Source organism: Bradyrhizobium nivariense, assembly GCF_029846695.2.
GTDB lineage: Bacteria > Pseudomonadota > Alphaproteobacteria > Rhizobiales > Xanthobacteraceae > Bradyrhizobium.
In genome coordinates this window covers 111126-124902 of record NZ_JARWCR020000009.1, presented here as the reverse complement: position 1 = coordinate 124902, position 13777 = coordinate 111126, and the positions used below count along the sequence as shown (strand labels likewise).

The following is a 13777-nucleotide window of genomic DNA, read 5'->3' as shown; positions in this document are numbered from 1 at the left end:
GGCCGGCTCATTCGGCCGCGATGCGCTCCATCGCGATGGCACGAAGCCGGGCGCGCTGGATCTTGACGCCGTTCGCGCTGTCCGTGACGGGGAAGGCCTCCACGACATAGATCCGCGCCGGGACCTTGTAGCCGGCGAGCCGCTCGCGCAGGCGCGTGATCAACGCTTCCTGCCGCGGCGGCTCGTGGTGGGGTTCTTGGGCGGGGATCACGAAGGCAACGCAGCGTGCGTTTCCCTTCAGATCGACTGCGACGACCTGGGCGTCGGCCACACCAGCGCACGATTTGAGCTCGTCCTCGATCTCGCCGGGCGCAACCAGGAAGCCGCCGAGCCGCATCGCATCGCCCGCGCGAGTTTCGTAGACGAACGCGCCGTCGCCGCGGAGACGGCCGATATCGCCGGTGCGGAAGAAGCCGTCGGCGGTGATCGCATCGCGCGTCGCTTCGGGATTGTTGAAATAGCCGAGGAAGCAGGACGGCGCGCTGATCTCGATCTCGCCGGAAACACCTCGAGCCGCGAGCTCGCCGGTCTCGGTGTCGCGCACACGCACCGTCGTGTCGGGCGACATCGGCCAGCCGCCACCCTCGATGCGATCGGCGAAGCCATCACTGGAGCGTGCGATCGAGAACAGGGCCTGCACCTCGCTCGAACCGTAGAGGCCGAACAGGGGCATGCCGCGGGCCTCGGCCTCCGCGGCGAGCTCGCGCCAGCCGGGCTGGAACGCTGCGAAGCCGCAGACTTCGAGATGCGGAAACGGACGCGGCGCATCGGTGAGGGCGAGGATGCGGCGGAACATCTCGTCCGAACCGAAGGCGTGCGTGATCCTGCACTCGCCGAGAAGCTTCAGCGCCGGCGCCGCCTCGAAGGCGTCGAGCACATGGACGATCGCGCCCGCTGCGACGAAGCCGAGCAGGCTCGTCATACCAAAGGTGCCGCAGATCGGCAGCATGGCCAGCAGCGAATGGCGCTGCGGCGAGAGTTTCAGCGCCTCGGCGACGGAGGCGGCATGCGTGGCCAACGTCCGCTGCGAATGCGCGACGAGTTTTGGCCCTTTGGTCGTGCCCGACGTCGTGTAGAGCAGAACCGGCAGGTCGAAATCGTCCGGAGCCGGCAGGGCGGGCGGATAGGGCTTCTCGAAGGCATCGAAGCGCACGCATGGCCATTGGGCGGGAATCGCATCCGCGCCGACCACCGCGAGCTCTCGCAGCGCGGGCACCTCGTCCCTGGCGACGTCGGCGAGGATAGCGGCAAAGTCGATCGAGCGGAACGCGGCTTCGACCACCATCAGCCTGGCGCCGGACAGCTTGAGCAGATGCGCGACCTCCGCGCTGCGGTAGCGCGTATTGACGGCGGCGACGACTGCGCCAAGGCGTGCGGCGGCGAACAGCAGCGCGATCCATTCGATCCGGTTGACCAGCCAGACCGCTATCACGTCCCCCTTGCCGATGCCCCGTGCGGCAAGCCAGGCGGTGGTCTGCTCGATCTTTTCCGAAAATTCCGCGCGCGAGACCGGCGTGCCGTCGAACACGAAGGCCGGATCGGCGGCGGCCTCGGTCCGGATCAGCGATTGCAGTGAAAATTCGTTGGCAGGCATGGCAACCGGAGTAGCCCGATCGCACAAACCTGTCTACTTGGTGCCGAACATCCGGTCGCCGGCGTCGCCCAGCCCCGGCACGATGTAGCCGTGGTCGTTGAGCCGCTCGTCGATCGCGGCGGTCCAGACCGGCACGTCGGGATGCTCGCGCTGGAACCGCGCAATGCCCTCGGGCGCGGCCAGAAGGCAGACGAAGCGGATGTCGCGGGCGCCACGCGCCTTCAGCAGCGAGGCGCCGGCGCAGGCCGAGTTGCCGGTCGCCAGCATCGGATCCATCAGGATCACGGTGCGGTCCGACAGGTCCTGCGGCGCCTTGAAGTAATATTCCACGGCCTGCAATGTATCGGGATCGCGGTAGAGCCCGATATGGGCGATGCGCGCCGAGGGCATCAGCGCAAGCATGCCGTCGAGGAAGCCGACGCCCGCGCGCAGGATCGGCGCCAGCGTGAGCTTCTTGCCGGCGATCTTGGGCGCCAGCATCGGCGCAATCGGCGTCTCGATCTGGACCAACTCCAGCGGCAGGTCGCGCGTCACCTCGTAGCCGAGCAGCATCCCGATCTCGTTCAGGATCTCGCGAAAGCTCTTGGTCGAGCGGTCCTTCTCCCGCATCAGGGAGAGCTTGTGCTGAACCAGGGGGTGGGCGACGACGTTGACGTTGCTGATGCTCATGAAACCGATCTACACGGTTCCGTGAAACTGCGCCAGATCGGGCAGGTCTTTGGCCAAGCCTTTTCAAAGGGTATACGCGGCTTCGACCGGGCACCGCCACCGCGCTGCGACCCGATTGCTCGCCACGTAGGCAGCCATGGTCAATTCGGGGTCGATCGCCAGGCGTATGGCGGTAGGAGCTAGACGCCGAGCCCGCGCGCCAGAAGCGTGATCACGAGCGTCAGGATCGCGCCCCAAATCAGACTCAGCGTCATAGTCAGGATGGTCGTGGTGACCGCATGCTCCAGATTTCCCTTGAGGAGTTGCATGCTAGCCGTCCGAAGCCGGCGCTGAAGTCAGGCGCATGCCGAGGAGCAATGCACCCATCATTGCAACCAGGATGATGATCTTGAGCTCGATCATGTCAGTCGCCTTGCGGCGACGAGCGCGGCGAGCCGCTTGGCACCCTCCAGCAATCGCGTGGCCAGCACGATCAGCGGATTGCCGCGGTTCTCGATGTCGAGCCCAAAAGTCCCGGTGGGAAACACCAGCGCGCATCTTGCCGGCTTGCTCTGCCGGTTGGCGGAAATCGACCGCCGAGCTCTTGAACAGGACAGGCCGCCGATGCGTCCGTTCGCGTCCCGGGCAATCCAGAGGCCGGCCGTGTTGCGCCCGATGAAGAAGGCGGGAATGGAGGCGCTGACGACGTCGGGATCGAGCGGCTTGAGCAACACCTGCGCCTGCCGGGCCTCGGGCCCGCGACGGGCAGCTTGAAGCGCGATTGGCGCCATCGCGGCCTCCTCACACATCTGCAAGGTCATGATGGTCCGCCATTCTGGTCAGGCGTGCAGGTGCCAGACATAGATCGCTGTCTTCAACGCGATGAGCGCGGTGAGCACGCTGCCCATCGAGAGCACGGCCAGCGCGCGTAGTGCCAGGCGCTTGAGCTGGACCTTGCGCGCCTTCGTGATCCGCACCGGGCGTTCGACCTCGTCAAAGGGCCGGTCAAAGCCATGTGTCAGCATCGACATCCTGGAAGTCCTTATCTGTGGTGCGGCGGGACGGCCGCTCCGATCCGCCTCGTATGATGGATGTCGCAGCATAGGAATGCGAGACGACTGTCCGTGCAGCGATATAGGAACGTCATAAGTGCCCTGAACCATGCCGTGTCCGGCGGACTAGCTGAAATTTTCGCAGCCGACCGGTTCGTAGAGCGCGTCCAGGGCCGGGCGCACGGAGGGGACGCTGGGCCGCGACACCTCCACGATCAATGCTTGCACTTCGACGAAGGCCGATAGCAGGGCGAGTGCGAGATCCGTGTGGCGGGCTTCGATCGCGGCGTCCAGCCAGTCCGGCAATTCGCGTTCACGCGAAAGCGCGCAATGCCACTCGCCCTCGTCATAGGCGACGCGGCGGACCTGCCACAGCGGCAGCTCGAGCGCAATCAGCGCCAGCGCTGCATCGGTCCAGGCTCCAGCATCGACCAGGCGCATAACCCGCGTCGCGCGCTCGCTCTGCCCGGGCGAATTAAAGCGCCGGCAGGCATGATCGATGATCTCGAGCATCAGCGGCCGCGTCAACGCATGCGCATTGCGCAGGCGTTTGCTGAGCGAAGGTGGATCGTAACGGCGGAGTGCTGCGGTCATGTAGGCCTCCTGGAATTGGCGTCGGTCAGTCGGCCGGCATTCCCATCATGGCTGGAAGGGCATTTGAAAACGAGATGAGGAGGGGGCGAGAAATATAAGGATTTCATAAGTGTGCGGATGGGGCGGTGAGGGACGCAATGTGCTGCCAACCGTCGTCCCGGCGAAGGCCGGGACCCATACTTCCAGGGAGAAGTTGTCGCGCGAAGCTTTCAACTCCGAGTCTTCGCCAAACCAAAGCCGATGGTATGGGTCCCTTCGCCGGGACGACAGTGGAGGTTGCCACGCGAGCCTCGCTTGATCGTGCCGCCAACCCTAGCCTTTATGAGATTCCTATAACTTCGCCATAGCCCTCATCTCGAAAACCTATGCCTGTGGTGGCACTTCAGCACGGTCAAGAGTCCCGGCTGCCGCCTGTGGAAATGCGCCTGCGTTTCCTTCGAGCTTCGCCGGGTCCCCGAGAAGCGATTGCGCCGGACATGAGGGCGCAACGAGGAGCAATCCCATGATGGACATTCTGCTGCTGGCGCTGGGCTTCGGCTTCTTTGCGCTTGCGATCGGCTATACCTACGCCTGCGAACGGCTGTGACGGAGCGGGCCATGATCTTCGATTATGCACTTGCCGGTGCCGTCTCGTTCGGCCTCCTGAGCTACCTCACCTACGCGCTACTGCGGCCCGAGCGGTTCTGACCCGTGCTGCCGCTTGTCGAATTGCTGCGGGCGGACGCCGCGCTCGTCGCCTGCTTGCTTGCGGTGTTCGTGCCGCTCCTGCGCCGGACACCAAGCCTGAAGGGTTGATTCCATGACTGTGATCGGTTGGCTCCAGATCATTCTCTTTTGCGTCATTATCGTCGCGCTCGCAAAGCCGCTCGGCTGGTACATGACGCGGGTGTTCAACGGCGAGCGGACGTTCCTGTCGCCGGTGCTGCGTCCGATCGAGGCCGGCATCTACTGGCTTTCCGGCGTCGACGAAAAGCGCGAGCAGCATTGGCTGACCTATACGGTCGCCATGCTGCTGTTTCATGTCGGCGGCTTCCTCATCATCTACGGCGTGATGCGGCTTCAGGCCGTGTTGCCGTTCAATCCGGCGGGACAGGCAGCGGTCGCCGCGGATCTGTCCTTCAACACCGCGATATCCTTCATCACCAACACCAATTGGCAGAACTACGGCGGCGAGAGCACGCTGTCCTATCTCGTGCAGATGCTCGGCCTGACACACCAGAACTTTCTGTCGGCGGCAACCGGCATCGCGCTGGCGGTCGCCCTGATCCGCGGCTTCTCGCGCGCCTCGGCGCGCACCGTCGGAAATTTCTGGGTCGACGTCGTCAGGTGCACGCTCTACGTCCTGCTGCCGGTCTGCGTCGTCTACACGCTGTTCCTGGTCTGGCAGGGCATGCCGCAGACGCTCGGCGACTACGTCGAGGCGACCACGCTCGAAGGTGCCAAGCAGACCATCGCGGTCGGCCCGGTCGCCTCTCAGGTCGCGATCAAGATGCTGGGCACCAATGGCGGCGGTTTCTTCAATGCCAATGCGGCGCATCCCTTCGAGAATCCGACCGCGCTGTCGAACTTCGTGCAGATGCTGTCGATCTTTGCGCTGGGCGCTGCGCTCACCAACGTGTTCGGCCGCATGGTCGGCAACCAGCGCCAGGGCTGGGCGCTTCTCTCCGTGATGGGCGTGCTGTTCGTCGCCGGCGTCGCCGTCACCTATTGGGCGGAAGCCGGCGGCACCGCGACCCTGCATGCGCTCGGCCTGACCGGCGGCAACATGGAAGGCAAGGAGGTCCGCTTCGGCATCGTCGCGTCCTCGCTATTCGCCGTAATCACGACGGCCGCCTCCTGTGGCGCCGTCAACGCGATGCATGACAGTTTTACCGCGCTCGGCGGCATGATCCCGCTGATCAACATGCAGCTCGGCGAAATCATCATCGGCGGCGTCGGCGCCGGTCTCTATGGAATGCTGCTTTTTGTCGTGCTCGCGATCTTCGTGGCTGGCCTGATGGTCGGCCGCACCCCGGAATATGTCGGCAAGAAGATCGAGGCACGTGAGGTCAAGATGGCGATGCTCGCGATCCTGGTGCTGCCGCTGATGTATCTTGGCTGGACCGCGGTCGGCGTGGTCTATCCGGCGGCGGTCGCCTCGATGGCGAATGCCGGTCCGCATGGCTTCACCGAAGTGCTCTACGCCTTCACCTCGGCGACCGGCAATAACGGCTCGGCTTTCGCGGGTCTCACCGGCAACACCTTCTTCTACAACCTCACACTCGCCAGCGCGATGTTCGTCGGCCGGTTCTTCATGATCATTCCGGCGATGGCGATTGCGGGCTCGCTCGCCGCCAAGAAGTCGATCCCGCCGTCGGCGGGCACGCTCCCGACCACGGGCGGACTGTTCGTCGGCATCGTCGTCGGCGTGATCCTGATCATCGGCGGCCTGACCTTCTTCCCGGCACTCGCGCTCGGCCCCATCGTCGAGCATCTCGCGATGAACGCTGGCCAAGTCTTCTGATCGAAAAGTGTTCTGATCGATAAGTCTTCTGATTGTTTGGAGTGACCTCCATGGAAACCATGAAACTGCAAAAGCGTGCGTCCGTCTCGGCGATGCTCGACCCCAGGATCGTCGCGCCCGCGATCCGCGCGTCCTTCATCAAGCTCGATCCGCGATTGATGATCAAGAATCCCGTGATGTTCGTGGTCGAGATCGTCGCCGCGCTCACCACCGTGATCTTCCTGCGCGACCTCGTCACGGGCGGCGGGAATCTCGCCTTCACCTTCCAGATCATCCTCTGGCTCTGGTTCACCGTGCTGTTCGCCAATCTCGCCGAAGCCGTGGCCGAAGGCCGCGGCAAGGCGCAGGCCGAGTCGCTACGCAAGACCCGCACCGAGAGCCAGGCCAAGCTGCTGACCGGCGCCGGCCAGACCTTCAAGCTGGTGCCGGGCACAAGCCTCAAGGTCGGCGATATCGTTCTGGTCGAGGCCGGCGACACCATTCCCTCCGACGGCGAGGTGATCGAAGGTGTCGCTTCCGTCAACGAGGCCGCCATCACCGGCGAATCCGCGCCTGTGATCCGCGAGTCCGGCGGCGACCGCTCGGCGGTAACAGGCGGCACCCAGGTGCTGTCCGACTGGATCCGCGTGCGCATCACGGCAGCTCAAGGCTCGACCTTCATCGATCGCATGATCAAGCTGGTCGAGGGCGCCGAGCGGCAGAAGACGCCGAACGAGATCGCACTCAACATCCTGCTGGCCGGCCTCACCATCATCTTCGTGTTCGCCACCGTCACCATTCCGAGCTATGCTGCCTATGCCGGCGGCTCGATCTCGGTGGTCGTGCTGGTCGCGCTGTTCGTGACGCTGATCCCGACCACAATCGGTGCGCTATTGTCGGCGATCGGTATCGCCGGTATGGACCGCCTGGTGCGCTTCAACGTGCTGGCGATGTCCGGCCGCGCCGTCGAGGCCGCCGGCGACGTCGACACTCTGCTGCTCGACAAGACCGGGACGATCACGCTCGGCAACCGGCAAGCGACTGCGTTCTGCCCCGTGCGCGGTGTGACCGAGCAGGAGCTCGCGGACGCGGCCCAGCTCGCTTCGCTCGCCGACGAGACTCCGGAGGGCCGTTCGATCGTGGTGCTGGCCAAGGAGAAATACGGCATCCGCGGCCGCGATATGGCCGAGCTTGGCGCGACCTTCATCCCATTCATGGCGCAGACCCGCATGAGCGGCGTGGATGCCGGCGGCTCGTCGGTACGCAAGGGCGCGGTCGACGCCATGCTCAACTATGTCGGCGGCGGTACGCCGCTGGTGGTTGCGTCCGGCAACACCGCCCGCGCCATCCAGCCTGCGGTGCTCTCGGAGGTCGGCCGCGAGGTCCAGACCATCGCGGACGAGATCGCCAAGGCCGGCGGCACGCCGCTTGCGGTGGCCAAGGACGGCAAGCTGCTCGGCGTCATCCAGCTCAAGGACATCGTCAAGGGTGGTATCCGCGAGCGTTTTGCCGAGCTGCGGCGCATGGGTATCCGCACCGTCATGATCACCGGCGACAACCCGATGACGGCCGCCGCGATCGCGGCGGAGGCCGGCGTTGACGACTTCCTGGCGCAGGCAACGCCTGAGGACAAGCTCAAGCTGATCCGCGACGAGCAGGCCAAGGGCAAGCTGGTGGCGATGTGCGGCGACGGCACCAACGATGCGCCGGCACTCGCGCAGGCCGACGTCGGTGTTGCCATGAACACCGGCACCCAGGCGGCGCGCGAGGCCGGCAACATGGTCGACCTCGATTCCAACCCGACCAAGCTGATCGAGGTGGTCGAGATCGGCAAGCAGCTCCTGATGACGCGCGGCGCGCTGACGACATTCTCGATCGCCAACGACGTCGCCAAGTACTTTGCGATCATCCCGGCGATGTTCCTGGCGTTCTACCCCCAGCTCAACGTGCTCAACGTCATGAACCTGTCGAGCCCGCAGAGCGCCATCCTGTCGGCGATCATCTTCAACGCGCTGATCATCATCGCGCTGATCCCGCTGGCGCTGAAGGGCGTCGCCTATCGCGCGGTCGGGGCCGGCGCACTGCTCCGGCGCAACCTGTTGATCTATGGCCTCGGCGGGATCGTCATTCCCTTCATCGGCATCAAGGCGATCGACCTCGTCGTCACCGCCTTGCACCTGGCTTGATCGTCGTCGCACGGCGCGATGCGCCGCGCGCAATGACGAGGACTTAGGAGACGTAACATGCTTAGAGAAATCCGCCCCGCCATCGTCCTGCTGCTGGTGCTCACCGCCATCACCGGACTTGCCTATCCGCTCGCGATGACCGCTATTGCCGGCGCGATCTTCCCGGCTCAGGCGCAAGGCAGCCTGATCGAGAAGGACGGCAAGGTGGTCGGCTCCGCCCTGATCGGGCAGGAATTCAAGGACGACAAATATTTCCACGGCCGCCCCTCGGCGACGATGGCGCCGGACCCGAACGATTCGACCAAGACGGTGTCAGCGCCCTACAACGCCGCCAACTCGGGCGGCTCCAACCTCGGCCCAACCAGCAAGGCGCTGGCTGACCGGCTGAAGGAAGATGTGGACAAGCTCAGGAGCGAGAATCCCAACGCCGCCGTGCCGGTGGACCTGGTGACCACATCGGCCAGCGGTCTCGACCCGGACATCTCGCCGGAAGCGGCACAATTCCAGGTCCCGCGCGTCGCCAAGGCCCGGAATATGCCGGAGGACGCGTTGAAGCAGCTCGTGGCCTCCGCCACCCAAGGCCGTTTGCTCGGCCTGCTTGGCGAACCCCGCGTTAACGTATTGGCGCTGAACCTCGCGCTCGATAGCGTAGCCGCGAAGTAGCGGTCTAGGCTCGCGGCGCCCGGATGATTATATTGGCCTGATGGTCCGAGAACGCCGCGATCCCGAACAACGTCCGTCTCCCGAGGCGCTGCTGGATGCCGCGCGCCGGGAGGAGAGCGCGAGCGGCAAGCTGAAGATCTTCGTCGGCGCCGCCCCCGGCGTCGGCAAGACCTACGAGATGCTGCAAAGCGCTCATGCCAAGCACAAGGCCGGCATCGACGTCGTGGTCGGCTTCGTCGAAACCCATGGCCGCGCCGAGACCGAGGCGTTGGTGCGTGGGCTGGAGGTGATCCCGCGCAAGAGTCTGGAATACCGCGGCCAGGTGATCGAGGAGATGGACCTCGATGCCGTGATCGCGCGCCTGCCGAAAATCGCGCTGGTCGACGAACTCGCCCACACCAATGCGGTCGGCAGCCGCCATCCCAAGCGCTATCTCGACGTCGAGGAGCTGCTATCACACGGCATCGACGTCTATACCGCCGTCAACATCCAGCACATCGAGAGCCTGAACGACGTCGTCGCCCAGATCACCCATGTGCGGGTGCGCGAGACCGTGCCGGATTCGATATTCGACCGCGCCGATGCGATCGAGCTGATCGACCTCACGCCCGATGATTTGATCCAGCGTCTGAAGGAGGGCAAGGTCTATGTGCCCAAGCAGGCGGAGCGGGCACTGGAACATTATTTTTCGCCGGGCAATCTCACTGCGCTGCGCGAGCTCGCTTTGCGGCGTACGGCCGAACGGGTCGACGAGCAGCTTCTCAATCACATGCAGGCGAATGCGATTTCGGGCCCCTGGGCCGCCGGCGAGCGCATGCTCGTCTGCGTCAGCGAAGATCCGCGCGCGGCCGGTCTTGTGCGCTACACCAAGCGGCTGGCCGACCGGCTGCACGCGCCGTTCATCGCGGTGTCGATCGAGACGCGGCGATCGCTGCAAATGTCCGATGAGGAGCGCGACCGGCTGGCCGATACGCTGCGGCTCGCGGAATCGCTCGGCGGTGAGGCGCTGACGATTCCGGGCGTCGGCCGCCGCCTCGCCGACGACGTCGTCAACTTCGCGCAGGGCAACAACGTCACCCAGATCGTGATCGGCAAGTCGACGCGCTCGCGCTGGTTCGAGATGACGCGCGGCTCCGTCGTCCACGACCTGGTGCGTCGCGCCGGGAATATCAGCGTGCATGTCATCCCTGGCGACGAGCTCACGAGCGAGCCGGCGCCGAAGACGGCGGTGCAGACCGCAGCGCGATCGGACCCGTTCGATGCCCGGCCCTATCTGAAGGCGCTCGGGATCACCGCGCTTGGCCTTGCCGCCGCCGTGGCCATCAAGCCGTATGTCGGCATCGAGAACGTCGACCTGATGTTCCTCACCGCCGTGGTGACGGTTGCCGTGCGCTACGGATTGTGGCCGTCGTTGCTTGCGAGCGTCGCGGCGTCGCTCGCCTACAATTTCTTCTTTCTGCCGCCGGTCTATACCTTCACCATCACCGATCCGACCAATGTCGCGGCGTTCTTTTTCTTCATGCTGATTGCGTTCGTGGTGTCGAATGTCGCCGGACGGGTCCGCACCCAGGCGGACGCCGCGATCGGCCGTATCCGGACCACCGAGCAGCTCTATGCTTTCAGCCGCAAGCTCGCCGGCACCGGTACGCTCGACGACGTGCTGTGGGCGACCGCCTATCAGATCGCGTTGATGCTGAAAGTCCGCGTGGTGCTGCTGTTGCCGGACGAGGGTCTGCTCACGGTGAAGTCAGGCTATCCCCCCGAGGACGATCTTGATCAGGCTGACCTTGCCGCCGCCAACTGGGCCTGGAGCAACGACCGCCCCGCAGGCCGCGGCTCGGACACGTTGCCGGGCGCAAAACGGCTGTTTCTGCCGATGCGCACCGGGCGGGGTCCGATCGGCGTCATCGGCATCGACAATGATCGCACCGGCCCGTTGCTGACCCCGGACCAGCGCCGGCTGCTCGACGCGCTGGTCGACCAGGGTGCACTGGCGATCGAGCGCGTGCTGCTGGTCGAAGACGTCGATCGCGTCAAGCGCACCGTCGAATCCGAGCGGTTGCGTTCTGCATTGTTGACCTCAATCTCGCATGATTTGAAGACGCCGCTCGCCTCCGTGCTCGGCGCAGCTTCAACCATGCGCGATCTGGCCGGGGCGCTGTCGGATACCGAGAAGCGCGACCTGCTTGCGACCGTGATCGACGAATCCGAGCGACTCAATCGCTTCATCGCCAATCTGCTCGACATGACCAAGCTCGAATCCGGCGCCATTGTGCCCAACACCGCGTTGCACGATCTCGGAGAGATCGTCGGCAGCGCGCTCCGGCGTGCAGCCAAGATCCTCGCTGCCCACAAGGTCGAGCTGGTGTTGGCCGCAGACCTTCCTATGCTCCAGCTCGATGCGGTGCTGTTCGAGCAGGTGCTGTTCAACCTGCTCGACAACGCCGCCAAATATTCGCCGCCCGACACGACGGTCTCGATCAGGAGCCAGCGCGATCGTGATTACGTGGTGCTTCAGGTCGGCGATGAGGGTGACGGCATCCCGCCCGACGAGCTCGAGGGCGTGTTCGACAAGTTCTATCGCGCGCAGAAGGGGGATCGTGTCCGTCCCGGCACCGGGCTCGGGCTTGCCATCTCCCGCGGCTTCGTCGAGGCGATGCGGGGCACCATCTCGGCCGCGAATCGCAGCGACCGGAGCGGCGCGGTGCTGACCATCCGTCTGCCCATTCCGGCCCAGACCCACGCATTGGATACCGCCGCATGAGCGCCGCCCCGATCAAGGTGCTGGTCATCGACGACGAGCCGCCGATCCGCAAATTGCTGCGGATGGGACTCTCGACCCAGGGCTATGAGATCCTGGAGGCGCCGAACGGCAAGACCGCGCTTGAGAAGCTTGCGGAAGAACCTGCGCTGATTATCCTCGATCTTGGCTTGCCCGATATCCAGGGTCATGAGCTGCTGCGCACGATCCGCGCCCGCAATGAAGCTGTGCCGATCGTGGTGCTGTCGAGCCGCGGCGACGAGGCCGGCAAGGTGCAGGCGCTCGATCTCGGTGCGGACGATTATCTGACCAAGCCGTTCGGTATGGACGAGCTTCTGGCACGTCTGCGCGCCGCGCTGCGGCACCAGCTCCAGGTCCAGGGCGAGCGTCCGGTGTTCCGTGCCGGCGATCTCTCCGTCGATCTGGTACGCCGGATCGTCAAGGTCGGCGAGCGCGACGTCAAACTGTCGCCGAAGGAATACGATCTGCTGCGTGTGCTGGTTCAGCACGCCGGTAAGGTGCTCACCCACCGTTTCCTGCTCAAGGAGCTCTGGGACGAGTTTACCGACGCTCAATATCTGCGCGTCTATGTCCGCCAGCTTCGCCAGAAGATCGAGGCCGATCCGGAGCGACCGCAATATGTGCTGACGGAGACGGGCATCGGGTATCGGTTAAAGGCAGGGGATTGACGCTGTATCCCTCATCCCTTGCGCAACGGCAAAGCCGTTGTCGCTGGGAGCGCGGAACGCGCGTCTCGAAGGATGAAGGCCCGACTGCTGCAGCGGGGGCCTGCATGGTTCGAGACGGCGCTTCGCGCCCTCCTCACCATGAGGGGAGAGAGTGAAGTGCGCGGCGGAGAGCTAACCCGCTTTCCTCTGCCGCGACGTCGACCGGTGCGCTTTCTTCGTGGCTCGCTGTCGCCCCGGCGCACGGCGCGCGTGGGACTTCGCCGCCGTCTTTTTTCCCCCGCCGCGTCCCTTCAAGCTCTGCTTCAGCGCATCCATCAGGCTGACGACGTTGCTCGGGCGCTCTTCGGGCTCCGGCAGCTCGATTGTCTTGCCGCTGGCCTTGCGCTTCACCAGCGCCTTCAGCGCGTTCTCGTATTCATCCTTGAACTTGCTGGGGTCAAAATGCGCCGCCTTGCTGTGGAGGATATGGCCGGCCAGCTCCACCATGTCCTTGGTGATCTTCGGGCTCTTGATGTCGTCGAAGAACTGGTCCTCGTCGCGCAGCTCGTAGGGGAAGCGCAACGTGGTGCCGAGCAGGCCCTTGCCGAGCGGTTCGATCGCAATGATATGCTCGCGATTGGTGAGCACGATCTTGGCGAGCGCGACGCGATCCTGGTCCTTCATGGCATCACGGATCACGGCAAAGGCATCGATCGCAGCCTTTCCGTCGGGCGCGATATAATAGGGATGGTTGAGGTAGCGCTGGTCGATCTCCTCGCTCGGCACGAAGCTCTCGATGTCGATGGTGTGATTGCTTTCGATCTGGACGGCTTCGAGCTCCTCCGGTTCGATCTCGACGTATTTGCCCTTGCGCAGCTCGTAGCCGCGTCCCTTCTGGTCGCTCTCGACGACGTCGCCGGTTTCGGCGTCGATCATCTGCTGCTTCAACCGGTTGCCAGTCTCGCGGTTGATCATGTGAAACCGCGTCTTCTCGGCGGCGGTGGTCGCCGGAAAAAGCACAACCGGGCAACTGACCAGCGAGAGCTTCAACGTTCCCTTCCAATAGGCGCGCGGGGCCATTCGGTTCTCCAGCGTTTTCAAGGCATTTTGGAACCCCAACCGTCCCGTG

At 64.7% G+C, this 13777-nt stretch carries 13 protein-coding genes; 6 read left to right on the top strand and 7 right to left on the bottom strand.

Translation table 11 applies throughout. The annotated features are described in order from the left end of the window. Positions 1–7 precede the first annotated feature (7 nt). From QCM77_RS10325 to QCM77_RS10300, 6 genes are all read right to left on the bottom strand, one after another. Positions 8–1594 carry an AMP-binding protein gene (locus QCM77_RS10325; RefSeq protein WP_279659476.1) on the bottom strand — a complete coding sequence of 529 codons (1587 nt, stop codon included), beginning with the start codon at positions 1592–1594 and terminating at the stop codon, positions 8–10. A 33-nt stretch (positions 1595–1627) separates the two neighbouring features. Next, positions 1628–2263 carry a uracil phosphoribosyltransferase gene (gene upp / locus QCM77_RS10320; RefSeq protein WP_279659477.1) on the bottom strand — a complete coding sequence of 212 codons (636 nt, stop codon included), beginning with the start codon at positions 2261–2263 and terminating at the stop codon, positions 1628–1630. Positions 2264–2442: 179 nt separating this feature from the next. Beyond that, positions 2443–2571 (bottom strand): hypothetical protein, encoded by a 129-nt coding sequence (locus QCM77_RS10315; RefSeq protein ID WP_279659478.1) that lies wholly within the window; start codon positions 2569–2571, stop codon positions 2443–2445. A 90-nt stretch (positions 2572–2661) separates the two neighbouring features. Next, the gene (locus QCM77_RS10310) at positions 2662–3063 is read right to left on the bottom strand and encodes a hypothetical protein (protein WP_279659479.1); all 402 of its coding nucleotides are present in this window, start codon (positions 3061–3063) and stop codon (positions 2662–2664) included. A gap of 18 nt (positions 3064–3081) precedes the next feature. Beyond that, on the bottom strand, positions 3082–3273 hold the full coding sequence (locus QCM77_RS10305) for a hypothetical protein (protein ID WP_279659480.1): 192 nt from the start codon (positions 3271–3273) through the stop codon (positions 3082–3084). Between the two features lie 147 nt (positions 3274–3420). Further along, complete coding sequence (locus QCM77_RS10300) at positions 3421–3888, bottom strand: hypothetical protein (RefSeq protein WP_279659481.1); 468 nt, start codon at positions 3886–3888, stop codon at positions 3421–3423. 597 nt (positions 3889–4485) lie between these two features. Between QCM77_RS10300 and QCM77_RS10295 the strand changes: the two genes are divergently transcribed. The 6 genes from QCM77_RS10295 to QCM77_RS10270 all read left to right on the top strand — a co-directional run bounded on the left by QCM77_RS10295 (position 4486) and on the right by QCM77_RS10270 (position 12669). Next, positions 4486–4575, top strand: a complete 90-nt coding sequence (locus QCM77_RS10295; RefSeq protein ID WP_279659482.1) for a K(+)-transporting ATPase subunit F — start codon at positions 4486–4488, stop codon at positions 4573–4575. Positions 4576–4687: 112 nt separating this feature from the next. Continuing rightward, a complete protein-coding gene (gene kdpA / locus QCM77_RS10290) occupies positions 4688–6391 on the top strand; it encodes a potassium-transporting ATPase subunit KdpA (protein WP_279659483.1) in 1704 nt (567 codons plus the stop codon). A 50-nt stretch (positions 6392–6441) separates the two neighbouring features. Continuing rightward, on the top strand, positions 6442–8556 hold the full coding sequence (kdpB, locus tag QCM77_RS10285; protein WP_279659484.1) for a potassium-transporting ATPase subunit KdpB: 2115 nt from the start codon (positions 6442–6444) through the stop codon (positions 8554–8556). A 57-nt stretch (positions 8557–8613) separates the two neighbouring features. Further along, positions 8614–9219, top strand: coding sequence for a K(+)-transporting ATPase subunit C (locus QCM77_RS10280; protein ID WP_279659485.1), 606 nt, complete (start codon positions 8614–8616; stop codon positions 9217–9219). A 40-nt stretch (positions 9220–9259) separates the two neighbouring features. Continuing rightward, on the top strand, positions 9260–11983 hold the full coding sequence (locus QCM77_RS10275) for a DUF4118 domain-containing protein (RefSeq protein ID WP_279683215.1): 2724 nt from the start codon (positions 9260–9262) through the stop codon (positions 11981–11983). Further along, the gene (locus tag QCM77_RS10270) at positions 11980–12669 is read left to right on the top strand and encodes a response regulator transcription factor (protein ID WP_279659487.1); all 690 of its coding nucleotides are present in this window, start codon (positions 11980–11982) and stop codon (positions 12667–12669) included. The genes QCM77_RS10275 and QCM77_RS10270 overlap by 4 nt, the downstream gene beginning before the upstream one ends. 171 nt (positions 12670–12840) lie before the next feature. Here QCM77_RS10270 and ku read toward each other — a convergent pair whose 3' ends face one another. Then, positions 12841–13728 (bottom strand): non-homologous end joining protein Ku, encoded by an 888-nt coding sequence (gene ku / locus QCM77_RS10265; protein ID WP_279683213.1) that lies wholly within the window; start codon positions 13726–13728, stop codon positions 12841–12843. Between the last annotated feature and the right edge of the window lie 49 nt (positions 13729–13777).

What these genes read in the sequence shown, in the direction of transcription:
- kdpA (WP_279659483.1), top strand. Translation starts at nt 4,688, where the DNA reads ATGACTGTGATCGGTTGGCTCCAGATCATTCTCTTTTGCGTCATTATC.
- QCM77_RS10275 (WP_279683215.1), top strand. Translation starts at nt 9,260, where the DNA reads ATGGTCCGAGAACGCCGCGATCCCGAACAACGTCCGTCTCCCGAGGCG.
- ku (WP_279683213.1), bottom strand. Translation starts at nt 13,728, where the DNA reads ATGGCCCCGCGCGCCTATTGGAAGGGAACGTTGAAGCTCTCGCTGGTC.
- QCM77_RS10295 (WP_279659482.1), top strand. Translation starts at nt 4,486, where the DNA reads ATGATCTTCGATTATGCACTTGCCGGTGCCGTCTCGTTCGGCCTCCTG.
- upp (WP_279659477.1), bottom strand. Translation starts at nt 2,263, where the DNA reads ATGAGCATCAGCAACGTCAACGTCGTCGCCCACCCCCTGGTTCAGCAC.
- QCM77_RS10310 (WP_279659479.1), bottom strand. Translation starts at nt 3,063, where the DNA reads ATGACCTTGCAGATGTGTGAGGAGGCCGCGATGGCGCCAATCGCGCTT.
- kdpB (WP_279659484.1), top strand. Translation starts at nt 6,442, where the DNA reads ATGGAAACCATGAAACTGCAAAAGCGTGCGTCCGTCTCGGCGATGCTC.
- QCM77_RS10325 (WP_279659476.1), bottom strand. Translation starts at nt 1,594, where the DNA reads ATGCCTGCCAACGAATTTTCACTGCAATCGCTGATCCGGACCGAGGCC.
- QCM77_RS10280 (WP_279659485.1), top strand. Translation starts at nt 8,614, where the DNA reads ATGCTTAGAGAAATCCGCCCCGCCATCGTCCTGCTGCTGGTGCTCACC.
- QCM77_RS10315 (WP_279659478.1), bottom strand. Translation starts at nt 2,571, where the DNA reads ATGCAACTCCTCAAGGGAAATCTGGAGCATGCGGTCACCACGACCATC.
- QCM77_RS10305 (WP_279659480.1), bottom strand. Translation starts at nt 3,273, where the DNA reads ATGTCGATGCTGACACATGGCTTTGACCGGCCCTTTGACGAGGTCGAA.
- QCM77_RS10270 (WP_279659487.1), top strand. Translation starts at nt 11,980, where the DNA reads ATGAGCGCCGCCCCGATCAAGGTGCTGGTCATCGACGACGAGCCGCCG.
- QCM77_RS10300 (WP_279659481.1), bottom strand. Translation starts at nt 3,888, where the DNA reads ATGACCGCAGCACTCCGCCGTTACGATCCACCTTCGCTCAGCAAACGC.